Annotated in this window: 12 protein-coding genes; 9 read left to right on the top strand and 3 right to left on the bottom strand. The window is 66.2% G+C overall.

What is annotated here, in order from left to right:
• Positions 1 to 13: 13 nt before the first annotated feature.
• Together putP and IB256_RS20740 are read right to left on the bottom strand one after the other, a co-directional pair.
• The gene (gene putP / locus IB256_RS20745; RefSeq protein WP_192289715.1) at positions 14 to 1,531 is read right to left on the bottom strand and encodes a sodium/proline symporter PutP; all 1,518 of its coding nucleotides are present in this window, start codon (positions 1,529 to 1,531) and stop codon (positions 14 to 16) included.
• Positions 1,532 to 2,318: 787 nt separating this feature from the next.
• Positions 2,319 to 3,068 carry a helix-turn-helix transcriptional regulator gene (locus IB256_RS20740; protein ID WP_192403922.1) on the bottom strand — a complete coding sequence of 250 codons (750 nt, stop codon included), beginning with the start codon at positions 3,066 to 3,068 and terminating at the stop codon, positions 2,319 to 2,321.
• A gap of 250 nt (positions 3,069 to 3,318) precedes the next feature.
• Between IB256_RS20740 and IB256_RS20735 the strand changes: the two genes are divergently transcribed.
• On the top strand, positions 3,319 to 5,367 hold the full coding sequence (locus IB256_RS20735; RefSeq protein ID WP_192403920.1) for a TonB-dependent receptor: 2,049 nt from the start codon (positions 3,319 to 3,321) through the stop codon (positions 5,365 to 5,367).
• Between the two features lie 19 nt (positions 5,368 to 5,386).
• Here IB256_RS20735 and IB256_RS20730 read toward each other — a convergent pair whose 3' ends face one another.
• Complete coding sequence (locus IB256_RS20730) at positions 5,387 to 6,250, bottom strand: ATP-binding protein (protein WP_192289719.1); 864 nt, start codon at positions 6,248 to 6,250, stop codon at positions 5,387 to 5,389.
• A gap of 84 nt (positions 6,251 to 6,334) precedes the next feature.
• Here IB256_RS20730 and IB256_RS20725 point away from each other — a divergent pair, with 84 nt between their 5' ends.
• From IB256_RS20725 to cmoB, 8 genes are all read left to right on the top strand, one after another.
• Positions 6,335 to 7,141, top strand: coding sequence for an AraC family transcriptional regulator (locus tag IB256_RS20725; protein ID WP_192403918.1), 807 nt, complete (start codon positions 6,335 to 6,337; stop codon positions 7,139 to 7,141).
• 118 nt (positions 7,142 to 7,259) lie between these two features.
• The gene (gene lon / locus IB256_RS20720) at positions 7,260 to 9,659 is read left to right on the top strand and encodes an endopeptidase La (protein ID WP_192224808.1); all 2,400 of its coding nucleotides are present in this window, start codon (positions 7,260 to 7,262) and stop codon (positions 9,657 to 9,659) included.
• A gap of 399 nt (positions 9,660 to 10,058) precedes the next feature.
• A complete protein-coding gene (locus IB256_RS20715; RefSeq protein WP_081517644.1) occupies positions 10,059 to 10,454 on the top strand; it encodes a protease inhibitor I42 family protein in 396 nt (131 codons plus the stop codon).
• A gap of 116 nt (positions 10,455 to 10,570) precedes the next feature.
• Positions 10,571 to 11,245 carry a lysoplasmalogenase gene (locus tag IB256_RS20710; protein ID WP_192403916.1) on the top strand — a complete coding sequence of 225 codons (675 nt, stop codon included), beginning with the start codon at positions 10,571 to 10,573 and terminating at the stop codon, positions 11,243 to 11,245.
• Between the two features lies 1 nt (position 11,246).
• On the top strand, positions 11,247 to 11,993 hold the full coding sequence (locus IB256_RS20705; protein ID WP_192403914.1) for a substrate-binding periplasmic protein: 747 nt from the start codon (positions 11,247 to 11,249) through the stop codon (positions 11,991 to 11,993).
• A gap of 87 nt (positions 11,994 to 12,080) precedes the next feature.
• Positions 12,081 to 12,653 (top strand): hypothetical protein, encoded by a 573-nt coding sequence (locus tag IB256_RS20700; protein WP_081517641.1) that lies wholly within the window; start codon positions 12,081 to 12,083, stop codon positions 12,651 to 12,653.
• Positions 12,654 to 12,766: 113 nt separating this feature from the next.
• Positions 12,767 to 13,507, top strand: coding sequence for a carboxy-S-adenosyl-L-methionine synthase CmoA (gene cmoA / locus IB256_RS20695; RefSeq protein ID WP_192289727.1), 741 nt, complete (start codon positions 12,767 to 12,769; stop codon positions 13,505 to 13,507).
• Entirely contained in the window at positions 13,504 to 14,472 is a 969-nt protein-coding gene (cmoB, locus tag IB256_RS20690; protein ID WP_192289729.1) for a tRNA 5-methoxyuridine(34)/uridine 5-oxyacetic acid(34) synthase CmoB, read from the top strand. The genes cmoA and cmoB overlap by 4 nt, the downstream gene beginning before the upstream one ends.
• The last annotated feature ends 83 nt before the right edge of the window (positions 14,473 to 14,555 follow it).

The following is a 14,555-nucleotide window of genomic DNA, read 5'->3' as shown; positions in this document are numbered from 1 at the left end:
ATTCAGCGAAGTCTCAGCGGCTGGTCACGGCAGTGCCGGTCGACTGAGTAGCTTCGGCGTATTCCGCCTCAGCTTCCTCGAAGCGCTGGATCATCGCCTTGGACGGCGCGGAGCCGAGCAGGCTGAAGACCACGATGGAAACGCTGGAGAGGATGAAGCCCGGGATGATCTCGTACAGGCCGAGCCAGCCGAACTGCTTCCAGACGATCACGGTGACCGCACCGACAATGATGCCGGCCAGCGCGCCGTTGCGGGTCATGCCCTTCCACAGCACGGAGAACAGCACCAGCGGACCGAAGGCGGCGCCGAAGCCGGCCCAGGCGTAGGACACCAGGCCCAGGACGCGGTTTTCCGGGTTGGCGGCCAGCGCGATAGAGACCAGCGCCACCAGCAGCACCATGGCGCGACCGACCCACACCAGCTCCAGCTGGCTGGCGTTCTTGCGCAGGAAGGCCTTGTAGAAGTCTTCGGTCAGCGCCGAGGAGCACACCAGCAGCTGGCAGCTCAGGGTGCTCATCACCGCCGCGAGGATGGCGGACAGCAGCACGCCGGCGACCCACGGGTTGAAGAGGATCTTCGCCAGTTCGATGAAGATGCGCTCGTGGTTCTCGCCCACGGCGCCAGCCTGCTCCGGGTGCGCCTGGAAGTAGGCGATGCCGAAGAAGCCCACGGCAACCGCGCCGCCCAGGCAGAGGATCATCCAGGTCATGGAGATGCGGCGGGCAGCCGGGATCGACTTGACCGAGTCAGCGGCCATGAAGCGCGCCAGGATGTGCGGCTGGCCGAAGTAGCCCAGGCCCCAGGCCATCAGCGACAGCACGCCGACGAAGGAGGCGCCCTTGAACATGTCGAAGTTGGCGGCGTCCTTCAGCTCGATGGCGGCGAAGGCCGGATCGATACCGCCGGTGGCGAGCAGCACGAAGATCGGCGTGAGGATCAGCGCGAAGATCATCAGCGAGGCCTGCACGGTGTCGGTCCAGCTCACCGCCAGGAAGCCACCGACGAAGGTGTAGGCGATGGTCGCAGCGGCACCGGCCCACAGGGCGGTCTCGTAGGACATGCCGAAGGTGCTTTCGAACAGGCGGGCGCCGGCGACGATGCCGGAGGCGCAGTAGATGGTGAAGAACACCAGGATCACCAGCGCGGAGATGACGCGCAGGATGCGGCTGTTGTCCTCGAAGCGGGTGCTGAAATAGTCCGGCAGCGTCAGGGCGTTGCCGTTGTGCTCGGTGTGCACACGCAGGCGACCGGCGACGAACAGCCAGTTCAGGTAGGCGCCGCAGATCAGGCCAATGGCGATCCAGCTTTCCGAGATGCCCGACAGGTAGATGGCGCCCGGCAGACCCATCAGCAGCCAGCCGCTCATGTCCGAGGCACCGGCCGACAGCGCGGTGACGAAGCTGCCGAGGCTGCGGCCACCGAGGATGTAGTCGGAGAAGTTGTTGGTCGAACGATAGGCAGCCAGGCCGATCAGAACCATGGCCGCGATGTAGATCACGAAGGTGATCAGTGTTGGCGTGTTGACGCTCATGGGGACTCCCCTACAGCTTGTTTTTATCCGGGACCGCGGGGTATCGCGGCCCCTTGACTGGCAGCCGGCGTGGTTGACGCCGACCGGTTAGCGCTTGCTCACAGGCAAACCGGGTTGCGCGTGGCACCAAACCGGCACCGAACCGCTACGCATCCCGACGCAGGCACGCCCTCGTCCTTGCTGGCGTCTTCCTGCAGCCACCGTCTCACCACGGCGACCTCCGTCCCGCCTTCGCCGGTAAGCGAGGTGCGGGCCGTTTCCCGGGCTGGGCCCGGTGATCCATCAGGCGCCGGAACGGGCGCCAGCACTGCGGCAATACCTGGCGCGCCGTCCCGTGGACGGGCAGCACTGCTTGCCGGAGCGATTCGAAACTGGGTTCACGCGCGCATGGAGGTGCGGCAGGGGGGAGCCGGTGCGCGAGGGCGCGGATTGTACAGAAAGCATCGGAGCGAATGGCGCCGCTGGTCCGAGGGCGGACAGCACAGGACCACGGGCGGGCGCTTCGGGCCGGGCCGTGGAGGGAGTGGCGCAGCCAGGTGCAGGCGCGCTACAGGCAAAGACAAAACCGGTGATGGGCATGCTGCCCCTCCCGCGTATCGAGCTGGCTGTTGTTCTTGGCTTGACCGGGTTGCACCTTGGAGCACCAGCAACGCGGTGGGCGGACTCTATGGGTTGCACCCAACGAATTTCTTGCTGAAAGCTCTGGAGTTCTTGCAAAAGACTCCAGCACCCAAAGGTCGGCAGCTGACCGTTCGATCAGCAATCCAGGACGCGCAGGCTAGCGGATTCAGCAGCGGCGCAGGCTGCCTGGGGTCAAGCCGAGGTATCGGCGCATCGCGGTGGTCAGCGCGCTCTGGCTGGAGAAGCCGCATTCGCCGGCCACGCCGACCAACGGCAGGTCGGTTTCCCGCAGCAAGCGCGCGGCGCGGTCGAGCCGCTGGCGCAACAGGTACTGGTGCGGCGTGAGGCCGACGCGATCCTTGAACTGCGCATGGAAGTGACTGGGGCTCAGGCAGGCGACCTGGGCCAGTTCAGCCACGGTGATGCGCCGGGACAGGTGATCGCCGATATAGCCGTCCAGCCGCTCCAGGTCCAGCGGCCCGTTGCGCGGCGCACGGTCTTCGCCGAACAGGCGCAGGTGCAGCGCGCGCAGCAGCACGCCGCCCAGGGCACGGGCGAGCAATGGGTCATCGCCGTAGCGGGCGATCTCCGCGCCGGCATAGCTGAGCAGGTGCTGGAAGTCCGCATCCAGGGTCGGGTAGCGCGGCACCTCGAACAACCGCGCCAGCAGCTCGCGATCCTGCTCGCCGGTGCCGGCCTCGTTCAGATCGAGGATCAGCATGCGGTTGTCGCCGAGCCCGGCGAACTCGTGAGCGACATCCCCCGGCACCAGGCAGGCGCGCATCCGGCAGACCTCGCCACCGGCGCCGCCGATCTCGAATTCCGCGCGGCCGCTCAGGGCCAACACCAATTGGTGATGGCCATGGGCGTGCTGGTCGGTCTGGTCGGACAGCGTGGCGAGGCGGGTATCGAACATGGCGCTGGACTGATCAAATTTTGAGCATGGTACGGGATTCGACCGGGCCTGCCCAGCGCGCAGGTGCAACCGGGCGCAACTCCAGGAGCACGCAAGCACTAAAGCATCTAAGCCGGAAAATCTTGCTAACCGATAGATATGTTATGTTATAACAAATAACACATTCCCGTTTCCCCTCCTCCGCCGCCTGGCGCATCCCTGACCACGAGGGAGGGGTTCGCTTTGCCAGAAGAAAAACCAGGAGTTCGTCATGCCCCCATCCCTTCCCCTTCCGCGCTGGCGTCTAGCACCGCTGGGCCTCGCCCTGTGCGCCGGCGCACCGTCGCTGGCCGATGCCGCCCCCGCCGAACTGGAGCCTCAGGTGATCACCGCCAACCCGTTGGGTGATGCCTCCCCAGCCGCCCCCAGCAGCGTCCTGCGGGGCGACGAGCTGACCCTGCGGCAGAAGGGCAGCCTCGGTGAAACTCTCAATGGCACGCCGGGCGTGTCCTCCACCTGGTTCGGCCCTGGCGCCAGCCGCCCGGTGATCCGTGGCATGGACGGCGACCGCATCCGCATCCTGCGCAATGGCGTGGGTGCGCTGGACGCCTCCTCGCTGTCCTACGACCACGCCGTGCCGGAAGACCCCAACGTGGTCGAGCGCATCGAAGTCGTGCGTGGCCCGGCCGCCCTGCTCTACGGCGGCAATGCCATCGGCGGCGTGGTCAACAGCTTCGACAACCGCATCCCCAGCGAACCGGTGGACGGCATCCACGGCCAGGGCGAGCTGCGCTACGGCGGTTCGGACACCACCCGCAGCGCCGCCGGCGCGCTGGAAGCCGGCGACGGCAACTTCGCCCTGCACCTGGACGCCGGCTCCCGCGAGTTCAATGACCTGCGCATCCCCGGCTACGCCCATTCGGCACGTCAACGCCAGATCGATGGCGATGACGCGAAGCACCGCGTGAACAACAGCGACGGCCGCCAGGACAGCGGCGCCATCGGTGGCAGCTACCACTGGGATCACGGCTATGCCGGCCTGTCCTACAGCGGCTACGACAGCAACTACGGCTCGCCCGCCGAGGACGACGTGCGCCTGAAGATGCAGCAGGACCGCTACGCCTTCGCCTCGGAAATCCGCGACCTCGACGGTCCTTTCAGCTCGGTGAAGCTGGACGCCGCCTATACCGAGTACCAGCACAAGGAGATCGAGGACGGCGAGACCGGCACCACTTTCAAGAACGATGGCTACGAGGCTCGCATCGAGGCACGGCATAAGCCCATCGGCCCGCTGGACGGCGTGGTCGGCGCGCAGGTCACCAACAGCCGCTTCTCCGCGCTGGGCGAAGAAGCCTTCGTGCCGCACACAGAGACCGACAGCGCTGCGCTGTTCTTCCTGGAGAACTGGCAGGCCAGCGAGCGCCTGGCGCTGAACCTGGGGGGCCGCGTCGAGCACACGCGCATCGAGCCCAACGCCAAGGACAACGAGCGCTTCGCCGAGAACGAAGGCTCGCGCAGTTTCACCGCCGGCAGCCTGTCCACCGGTGCCGTCTACAAGCTGACGCCGATCTGGTCGCTGGCCGGCACCCTGGCCTACACCGAACGCGCACCGACCTTCTACGAGCTGTACGCCAACGGCGCCCACGCCGCCACCGGCACCTTCGAAGTGGGCGACGCCGACGCGAGCAAGGAAAAGGCCGTTTCCACCGACCTCGCCCTGCGCTTCGACAACGGCCGCCACAAGGGCAGCGTCGGCGTGTTCTACAGCCGCTTCTCCAACTACATCGGCCTGCTGGCCAGCGGGCGCTACCGCGACGAGGAAGGCGCGGTGGTGGACGCCGGCGACGACGAGGCACTGCCCGAGTACCTCTACAGCGGCGTGAAGGCTGACTTCTACGGCGTCGAGGCGCAGGACCGCATCCACCTGCTGGACAGCCCCTACGGCCGCTTCGACCTGGAGCTTTCCGGCGACTACACCCGCGCCAAGAACAAGGACACCGGCGAAGCCCTGCCACGCATCGCCCCGCTGCGCCTGAACAGCGCGCTACTGTGGGAACTGCAGCAATGGCAGGCACGGGTTGGCGTGGAATACGCCGCCGACCAGAACCGAGTACCAGAGAACGAGCTGCGCACCGACGGCTACACCACCCTCGGCGCCAGCGTCGGCTACCGCTTCGACCTGGGCGACAGCCGCTGGCTGGCCTTCGTCAAGGGCGAGAACCTGACCAACCAGACCGTGCGCTACGCCAGCTCCATCCTGCGCGACAGCGTGCCAGCCGGCGGGCGCGGCATCCAGGCGGGGGTGAAAGTGGCTTTCTAAGCAGTGGCTTTCTGATCTCCTAGAGCTGACGCCCGGCGTAATCCCGGGCGAACTGCGCGGCGATCCGACCGGACCGCGACCCGCGATGGGTGGCCCAGCGGATCGCGGCCTGCTCCCACTCCTCCTGCCGCACGCCGCCCAGGCCGTGGGACTCGAGCCAGCGGGCGACCGCCTCCAGGTACTGTTCCTGGCTGAAGGCGTAGAAAGATATCCACAGGCCGAAACGCTCGGAGAGAGAAATCTTCTCTTCCACCGCCTCGCCGGGATGCAGCTCGCCGCTCTCGCTGCGCTGGAACGACAGGTTGTCCTCGGCGCGCTCGGCCAGCAGGTGGCGGCGGTTGGACGTCGCGTAGATCAGCACATTGCCGGACTGCCCCGCCACCGAGCCGTCGAGCACGGTCTTCAGGCCCTTGTAGCCGGTCTCGCCGTCCTCGAAGGACAGGTCGTCGCAGAACAGGATGAAGCGCTCCTGGCGGTGGCGCAGCAGGTCGATGATCTGCGGCAGGTCAGCCAGGTGCTCCTTGTCGACCTCGATCAGACGCAACCCTTCGGCATGGAAGGCATGCAGGCAGGCCTTCACCAGCGAACTCTTGCCGGTGCCGCGCGCGCCGGTCAGCAGCACGTTGTTCGCCGGGCGGCCGGACACGAACTGACGGGTGTTCTGCTCGATCAGCGCCTTCTGCCGGTCGACGTTGCGCAGGTCGTCAAAGGCGATCAGCGCTGGCTCGATCACCGGCGTCAGGCGCGGCTGGCCCTGGCGGTATTCCCAGAGGTGGGCGATGGCGCCCTCCTGCAGCCTCAGCTCGGGGCGCACGGGCAGGGATTGTTCGAGCAACCGGGCAATACGGGCCAGTTGTTCGGCGATAACGGACATGTCGGTCATGGCGGAATCATCGATGCAGATGGGGACTGTTCAGCAGCCTAACGATGGCGGAAAGTGGTCGTCTAACGACAAACAGGCATCCACATGCGAAAAAAGGACATTTCAGCCCAACCGCTGGAAAACCACGGCGACGAACGGGCTGCCAGCCCGGTGGCGGCCGTCGCCCTGGACTTCCCCGATGGGCATCAGGTGCCTGCGCACAGCCATCACCGCGCGCAACTGCTCTACGCAGTGCGAGGCGTGCTGGTGGTGGGCAGCGCCAGTGGCCAGTGGGTGGTGCCGGACAACCGCGGCCTGTGGATACCCGGCGGCGTGGAGCACTGGACGCGGATGGTCGGCGACGTGCAGGTGCGCACCCTGTATGTGGAGCCGGGCAGCGCGCCGCACCTGCCGCCGGACTGTTGTGTGCTGGCGGTCTCGCCGTTGCTGCGCGAGTTGATCCTGGCGGCGCTGTCGATCAGTGGCGAAGTCACGCCGGATTCGCGCGACGGTCGCGTGCTCGGCCTGATGCTCGATGAACTGCGCGAAGACCCCATGCTACCGCTGCACCTGCCCTTGCCCGCCCATCCGCGCCTGCGCGCGCTGTGCCAGGCCATCCAGGCGCAACCCGGCGACACAGCCAACCTTACCGACTGGGCCGCCCGGCTGAGCGTCGACAGCAAGACGGTACAACGCTGGTTCTTCGCCGAAACCGGGCTGACCTTCGGCCAATGGCGGCAACAGGCACGCCTGCTGGCCGCACTGGAGCGCCTGGCCCAGGGCGAGAGCGTGCTGAGCGTGGCGCTGGAAGTGGGTTACAGCACGCCCAGCGCCTTCAGCGCCATGTTCAGCCGCCAGTTCGGCCGACCGCCCAGCGATTTCCTGCGGCCGCTCCCGCTAATCCGCTCGTAAGCTTCGTTCACACACAATCGGCCGCAACATCTCCGGACACATCCTTCCAAGCAATGGGATTGAAACCCCGAGCCGGTTTCCCCATCTAGACTGTCATGTTCAATCAGTCAGGTGCCTCATGAGCGACCACGACGAGATTCACGATATCCACAGCGCCGAAGAGGTCAGCAACACCGGGCTGGTGTTGCCGGGGCAGAACCTGCCGACCACGGTCTACGTCATTCCGATCCACAACCGCCCGTTCTTCCCGGCGCAGGTGCTGCCGGTGATCGTCAACGAGGAGCCGTGGGCCGAGACGCTGGAACTGGTCGCCAAGACCGAGCACCACAGCCTGGCGCTGTTCTTCATGGAAAATCCGCCGGAAGACCCGCGCCACTTCGACCCGGACAGCCTGCCCGAGCACGGCACCCTGGTGCGCGTGCACCACGCCAGCCGCGAGGGCGGCAAGCTGCAGTTCGTCGCCCAGGGCCTGTCGCGCGTGCGCATCCGCGGCTGGATCAAGCGCCACCGCCCGCCCTTCCTGGTGGAAGTGGAATACCCGCACACCCCCAACGACCCAAGCGACGAGGTGAAGGCCTACGGCATGGCCCTGATCAACGCGATCAAGGAACTGCTGCCGCTCAACCCGCTGTACAGCGAAGAACTGAAGAACTACCTCAACCGCTTCAACCCCAACGATCCGTCGCCGCTGACCGACTTTGCCGCCGCACTGACCACCGCTCCCGGCGCCGAGCTGCAGGGCGTGCTGGACACCGTTCCGATGCTCAAGCGCATGGAAAAGGTGCTGCCGCTGCTGCGCAAGGAAGTGGAAGTCGCGCGCCTGCAGAAGGAGCTGTCCGCCGAGGTCAACCGCAAGATCGGCGAGCGCCAGCGCGAGTTCTTCCTGCAGGAACAGCTGAAGATCATCCAGCAGGAACTGGGCATCACCAAGGACGACAAGAGCGCCGACTCCGACGAATTCCGCGCGCGCCTGGAAGGCAAGACCCTGCCCGAGCAGGCGAAGAAGCGCATCGATGAAGAGCTGAACAAGCTGTCGATCCTGGAGACCGGCTCGCCGGAATACGCCGTCACGCGCAATTACCTCGACTGGGCGACCTCGGTGCCGTGGGGCCTGATGGGCGTCGACAAGCTCGACCTCAAGCACGCGCGCAAGGTCCTCGACCGGCACCACTCCGGCCTGGAAGACGTGAAGGACCGCATCCTAGAGTTCCTCGCGGTGGGCACCTTCAAGGGCGAGATCGCCGGCTCCATCGTGCTGCTGGTAGGCCCGCCCGGCGTGGGCAAGACCAGCATCGGCAAGTCCATCGCCGAGAGCCTGGGGCGGCCGTTCTATCGTTTCAGCGTCGGCGGCATGCGTGACGAGGCCGAGATCAAGGGCCACCGCCGCACCTACATCGGCGCCCTGCCCGGCAAGCTGGTGCAGGCGCTGAAGGACGTCGAGGTGATGAACCCGGTGATCATGCTCGACGAGATCGACAAGCTCGGCAGCAGCTATCAGGGTGACCCTGCCTCGGCGCTGCTGGAGACGCTGGATCCGGAGCAGAACGTGGAGTTCCTCGACCACTACCTGGACCTACGCCTGGACCTGTCCAAGGTGCTGTTCGTCTGCACCGCCAACACCCTGGATTCCATCCCCGGCCCGCTGCTGGACCGCATGGAAGTCATCCGCCTGTCCGGCTACATCGCCGAGGAGAAGCTGGCCATCGCCAAGCGTCACCTGTGGCCCAAGCAGCTGGAAAAGGCCGGCGTGCCGAAGAACCGCCTGTCGATCAACGACGCCGCCCTGCGCGCGGTGATCGAGGGCTACGCCCGCGAGGCCGGCGTGCGCCAGCTGGAGAAAGTCCTCGGCAAGCTGGTACGCAAGTCGGTGATGAAGCTGCTGGATGACCCTGATTCGGTGGTGAAGATCGGCGCCAAGGACCTCGAGGAATACCTCGGCATGCCGGTGTTCCGCACCGAGCAGGTGCTCTCCGGCACCGGCGTCATCACGGGCCTTGCCTGGACCAGCATGGGCGGCGCGACCCTGCCCATCGAGGCGACGCGCATCCACACACTGAACCGCGGCTTCAAGCTCACCGGGCAACTGGGCGACGTAATGAAGGAGTCGGCGGAGATCGCCTACAGCTACATCAGCTCGAACCTGAAGAAGTACGGTGGCGAATCGACCTTCTTCGACCAGGCCTTCGTCCACCTGCACGTTCCCGAGGGCGCCACGCCCAAGGACGGCCCCAGCGCCGGCGTGACCATGGCCAGCGCCCTGCTGTCCCTGGCGCGCAACCAGGCGCCGAAGAAAGGCGTGGCGATGACCGGCGAGCTGACCCTCACCGGCCAGGTGCTGCCCATTGGCGGGGTGCGTGAGAAGGTCATCGCGGCGCGCCGGCAGAAGATCTTCGAGCTGATCCTGCCCGAGCCCAACCGTGGCGACTTCGAAGAACTGCCGGAGTACCTGAAGGAAGGCCTGACGGTGCATTTCGCCAGGCGCTTCGGCGATGTGGCGAAGGTGCTGTTCCCGGCCTGATGTCCCGAGGCCCGCTCCTATGAGGAGCGGGCTCTACTCCCTCCCCCAGGTTTACCCTCCCTTTTTTTAACTCTCTCGCTTGGTGGCGGCGCACTCTGCCGCCGCATCCGGCAAGCACAGACGTAGGATGGCTGGAGCTAGCGATACCCATGCTGTTGCTTCGGCGGAATCGATGGGTATCGCTGCGCTCCACGCCATCCTACATTCGTGCTCCGTCGTGATTTCGGCGTGGTTGTGGAATTCTGGTCGCAGGCAAGGTCCATGCAATCCTCGCGCAGAAATTCACTGCCATCGGTGAGTTCCCGACATCCGCGCCCGCGCATACGCCCCCGCGAAACATCCCCTGCCCACATGATTACGGTATCCTGCGGCCCAACCTGTCCCCTCCCAGGAGCCGTCATGCCGTCGTACCGCTCGTTGCTGCCCCTCACCCTGGCCCTGCTCGCCGGCTGCGCCGGGCAGACCAAACCCGTGGTCACCCTGGAAGACGCCAGCGACTGCAAACCGCTGAAGCTGCATACCGGCCAGGAGCTGGTGCTGATCCTGCCGAGCAACCCCACCACCGGTTTCCGTTGGGAACTGCGCAACGCCGCCAACGGCCTGCTGCGCGCCCTCGGCCCGGAGGTCTACAGCAACCCGGAAGACGCAGGCCTGGTCGGCAGCGCCGGCGAATCCACCTGGCGCTTCCGCGTGACCGCCGCCGGCGAGGACAAGCTGGAACTGGCCTACCGCCGCCCCTGGGAGGCGGAAGTGGCACCGGCGCAGACTTTCGTCTGCCCGATCAGCGTCAAGTAAAGCGCACTCGACAGGACGCCCCGGCGCCATAAGCCGCTCGCCCTGGCGCCTTCGGCCTGTGGGCCGGGCACCACGCTGCGGCACAGTGGGCGTTCATTTCCTCGGGAGGGAACCCCATGCGCTGGGCACTCTTGGCACTGATCGGCGGTGCCGCCTACCTGTTCGCCGTCACCTTCGACCTGCCGACCCTGCGCATGCTGTGCAAGCCGCTGCCGGTGCTGGCCATGCTGCTGTGGATTCTCGCCACCCCCGCCGACGGCTATCGCCGCTGGGTCGCCATCGGCCTGGTGCTGTCGATGCTCGGCGACATCCTGCTGGAATGGCCGATCAACGCCTTCGTTCCCGGCCTCGCCGCCTTCCTGCTGGCACACCTCGCCTACCTGGTCGCTTACCTGGGCGATACCCGCCGCTTTGCCCCGCTCGGACTGCTGGTCGCAGGCGGCGTGGGTGGCGGCCTGTTCGCCCTGCTCTACAGCCGGGGTCTGGGTCCGCTGCTGCTGCCGATTGCGCTGTACAGCCTGACCATCAGCGCCATGCTCTGGCGCGCCATTGCCCGCCTTGGCGTACCCAGCATTGCCAATGCCAGCCGGGTGTTTGCCGCCCTCGGCGCACTGCTGTTCGTCAGCTCCGATTCGATGATCGGCATCAGCCGCTTCGTCGCTGCTTTCGACGGCTCCTCCTACGCCATCATGCTCACCTACTGGCTCGGCCAGTTCGGTATTGCCGCGTCCGTCACATCCCGTCATATCGCTCTGCCATACTCGGAAGGACACTCCACTACCCGGGCCTGACATGCTGCGAATCGCTTCACCGCTGCTGCTCCTCTGTTCGGCGCTGGCCAGCGCCGAACCCCTGCGCCTGGCCGGCGACGACTGGTGCCCTTACCTCTGCCCTGACGATCCGGACAAGCCCGGCTACCTGCTCGAGGCCCTCGGCCGGGTGCTGCCGCAACCACCCCGCTTCGAGCCGCTGCCCTGGCCTCGCGCCCTGCAGATGGCCCGCGAAGGGCTGGTGGATGGCGTGGTCGGCGCCTACAGCGAAGAGTCCGCGGAACTGCTGATCGGCCAGGAGCCCATCGGCTGGGTGACCATGCGTTTCTATGTGCGCCAGGACAATCCCTGGACCTGGAAGGGGCCAGCCTCGCTGAGCAGCCAGTCCATCGGGCTGGCTCAGGGCTATTCCTATGGCAAGGAGCTGGACGACTGGCGCGACGAGCACCTGGCCAACCATGAACAGGTGCAGGTGCTCAGCGGCGAGAAGGTGCTCGAACGCAACATCCAGAAGCTGCTGCTCGGACGCATCACGGTGCTGCTCGAGGACAGCCAGATCGTCGAGCACTACCTGCAGCGCCACGGCCTCTCCGAGCGCATTCAAGCGGCCGGCGAGCTCGCCGATAAACGTCCTATGTACGTCGCGCTAAACCCTCGCCTGGAGGGCGTGCAGGAGCGACTGGCCGACCTCGACGAGGGCCTGCGCGAACTGCGCCGCAACGACCAGTGGAAACCCCTGATGCAGGGTTACGGCATCGCCGTTGACTAGTCCTGCGAAGGCGTGAGAAAAGTCCGGCAGAGCCCTCTGTCATCGGCTATAGATCAATCAATAAGAGACTGGGAAAAGGGGAGCTCCATGCGTGCAGTAGTTCGCTCGATGTTGTTGCTGGGAGCCTGCCTGACACTCTCGGCCTGTGGCAGCCTGTTGCCCAGCGAACGCGCGGAAGTGCAGTCACCATTCCTGGATTACCAGGATGCACAGAGCCGCTACAACCAGGTCGACCCTGGCAAGACCACCAAGTCGCAGCTCTATGCGCTGGGCTTCGATCCGCTGTCCCAGGGCAACGCCAAGATGCTTTCGTTCATCGACGTGCGCCTGCTCTTCGTGCAGCCCAACATCCCCATCGACTACCTGCCCGACGGCCTGGTGACCTGCCTGCAGGCCAAGGACCGCTGCGTCGGCTACGCCTTCGACTTCAACAAGACCGACAGCCAGCGCGTGGGCAGCTTCTGGGCCGACATCTTCAACTTCCGCAAGCGCCGCCAGGTGCAGGGCTGGTCGTTCCGCCCGGTGTTCGTGCTGATCGACGACGTGGTGGTGCACAAGACCAGCAACGGCGAGCCGAACATCCGCCGCATGGAAGACAAGAAGAACCCCCTCGGCCCGCTGCAGGGCGCCGGCGAATACTTCTCCGACCAGCTCAAGTGACCCTCGTCCGCTAACGGTTGGGCGCACCTCGCGCCTCGGCTACAATGCGCGCCCCGGCAAACCGGGCGCGCCGCGCCCTGTTGCCTGTTCAGCGTAACGAGGCCCCATCCAGCGTGAGCGAATCCGACCGCATCTTCGCCCAGCCGCAAACCCAGGTTCCCGACTTCACCTTCAACGAGGACGTGGTGCGCGTCTTCCCGGACATGATCAAGCGATCGGTGCCGGGCTACCCCACCATCGTCGAGAACATCGGCGTGCTCGGCGCGCGCTTCGCCGCCCCGCACAGCGTGCTCTACGACCTCGGCTGCTCGCTGGGCGCCGTGACCCAGGCGCTGCGCCGCCACGTGAAGACCGAAGGCTGCCGCGTCATCGGCGTCGACAACTCCACCCCGATGATCGAGCGCTGCGGCGAATACCTGCGCGCCCAGGACGCCATGCACCAGGAACTGCTGCCGGTCGAACTGATCGAGGCGGACATCCTCAAGCTGGACCTCAAGCCCTGCTCGCTGATCGCGCTGAACTTCACCCTGCAGTTCATCGCCCCCGAACAACGCCTGGAACTACTCACCCGCCTGCACAGCGCCCTGCTGCCCGGCGGCGCGCTGATCCTCTCGGAAAAACTGCGTTTCGCCGACGAGCAGGAGCACGAGCTGCTCACCGACCTGCACATCGACTTCAAGCGCGCCAATGGCTACAGCGAACTGGAAATCGCCCAGAAGCGCACCGCCATTGAGAACGTCATGCGCCCCGACACCCTGGATACCCACCGCGAGCGCCTGCTGGCCGCCGGTTTCTCCAAGGTCGTGCCGTGGTTCCAGTGCCTCAACTTCGCTTCCCTGATTGCCCTGCCATGATCGAACGCTTCGACCTCGACCGCCTGCGCCTTGAACTGGCCGGCACGCCACTGGAATCCTGGGTCGCCTCGCTGCCCGCGCAACTGGCCAGCAAGGTCGACGATGGCCACGGCGATCTCGAACGCTGGCTGGCCGCGGTGGACCGCCTGCCGCCGTTGCAAGCCGCTGCCATCGAGCTGCGCGAGCGCTTCAACCTTGAAGGCGCCTGCGACGAGGAGACCCGCGCGCAGCTCAAGCTCGCGTTGCAAGGGCTGATCCCCTGGCGCAAGGGGCCGTTCAACCTGTTCGGCGTGCACATCGACACCGAATGGCGCTCGGACTGGAAATGGGAGCGCGTCTCGCCGCATATCGACCTGGCGGGCAAGCGCGTCCTCGACGTTGGCTGCGGCAACGGCTATTACCAGTGGCGCATGCTCGGCGCCGGTGCGCGAAGCGTGGTGGGCGTGGACCCGAACTGGCTGTTCTTCTGCCAGTTCCTCGCCATGAAGCGCTACCTGCCGGACCTGCCGGCCTGGCACCTGCCTTTCGCCCTGGAAGACCTGCCTTCGAGCCTGGAAGGCTTCGACACTGTGTTCTCCATGGGCGTGCTCTACCACCGCCGCTCCCCCATCGACCACCTGCTGGCGCTCAAGGACTGCCTGCGCCGTGGCGGCGAGCTGGTGCTGGAAACCCTGGTGGTGGAAGGCGACGTGAACACCGTGCTGGTGCCCGAGGACCGCTACGCGCAGATGCGCAACGTGTGGTTCCTGCCCTCGGTGCCGGCGCTGGAGCTGTGGCTGCGCCGCGCAGGGTTCACCGACGTGCGCAGTGTGGATATCAGCCGCACCTCGGTGGAAGAACAGCGCCCCACCGAGTGGATGCGCTACCAGTCGCTGCCTGACTTCCTCGATCCGGACGACCACAGCCGTACTCTCGAGGGCCTGCCGGCGCCCCTGCGCGCCACGCTGGTGGCGCGCAAGCCCTGAGCGCTGCCCAGGTCGAATTACAACGTAGGGCGCATAACACCCGAGGCGTTATCCGCCGTGGTGGCGGATTAGCCGTTCCGGGT

The sequence above is a fragment of the Pseudomonas sp. PDM17 genome (assembly GCF_014851985.1).
In the GTDB taxonomy this organism is placed as follows: Bacteria; Pseudomonadota; Gammaproteobacteria; order Pseudomonadales; family Pseudomonadaceae; genus Pseudomonas.
The sequence above is the reverse complement of the archived record's forward strand: the minus strand, read 5'-3'. Positions and strand labels throughout refer to the sequence as shown.

Excerpts from the sequence above, each read along its gene's own strand:
- putP (WP_192289715.1), bottom strand. The coding sequence starts at position 1,531 with ATGAGCGTCAACACGCCAACACTGATCACCTTCGTGATCTACATCGCG.
- IB256_RS20740 (WP_192403922.1), bottom strand. The coding sequence starts at position 3,068 with ATGTTCGATACCCGCCTCGCCACGCTGTCCGACCAGACCGACCAGCAC.
- IB256_RS20735 (WP_192403920.1), top strand. The coding sequence starts at position 3,319 with ATGCCCCCATCCCTTCCCCTTCCGCGCTGGCGTCTAGCACCGCTGGGC.
- IB256_RS20730 (WP_192289719.1), bottom strand. The coding sequence starts at position 6,250 with ATGACCGACATGTCCGTTATCGCCGAACAACTGGCCCGTATTGCCCGG.
- IB256_RS20725 (WP_192403918.1), top strand. The coding sequence starts at position 6,335 with ATGCGAAAAAAGGACATTTCAGCCCAACCGCTGGAAAACCACGGCGAC.
- lon (WP_192224808.1), top strand. The coding sequence starts at position 7,260 with ATGAGCGACCACGACGAGATTCACGATATCCACAGCGCCGAAGAGGTC.
- IB256_RS20715 (WP_081517644.1), top strand. The coding sequence starts at position 10,059 with ATGCCGTCGTACCGCTCGTTGCTGCCCCTCACCCTGGCCCTGCTCGCC.
- IB256_RS20710 (WP_192403916.1), top strand. The coding sequence starts at position 10,571 with ATGCGCTGGGCACTCTTGGCACTGATCGGCGGTGCCGCCTACCTGTTC.
- IB256_RS20705 (WP_192403914.1), top strand. The coding sequence starts at position 11,247 with ATGCTGCGAATCGCTTCACCGCTGCTGCTCCTCTGTTCGGCGCTGGCC.
- IB256_RS20700 (WP_081517641.1), top strand. The coding sequence starts at position 12,081 with ATGCGTGCAGTAGTTCGCTCGATGTTGTTGCTGGGAGCCTGCCTGACA.
- cmoB (WP_192289729.1), top strand. The coding sequence starts at position 13,504 with ATGATCGAACGCTTCGACCTCGACCGCCTGCGCCTTGAACTGGCCGGC.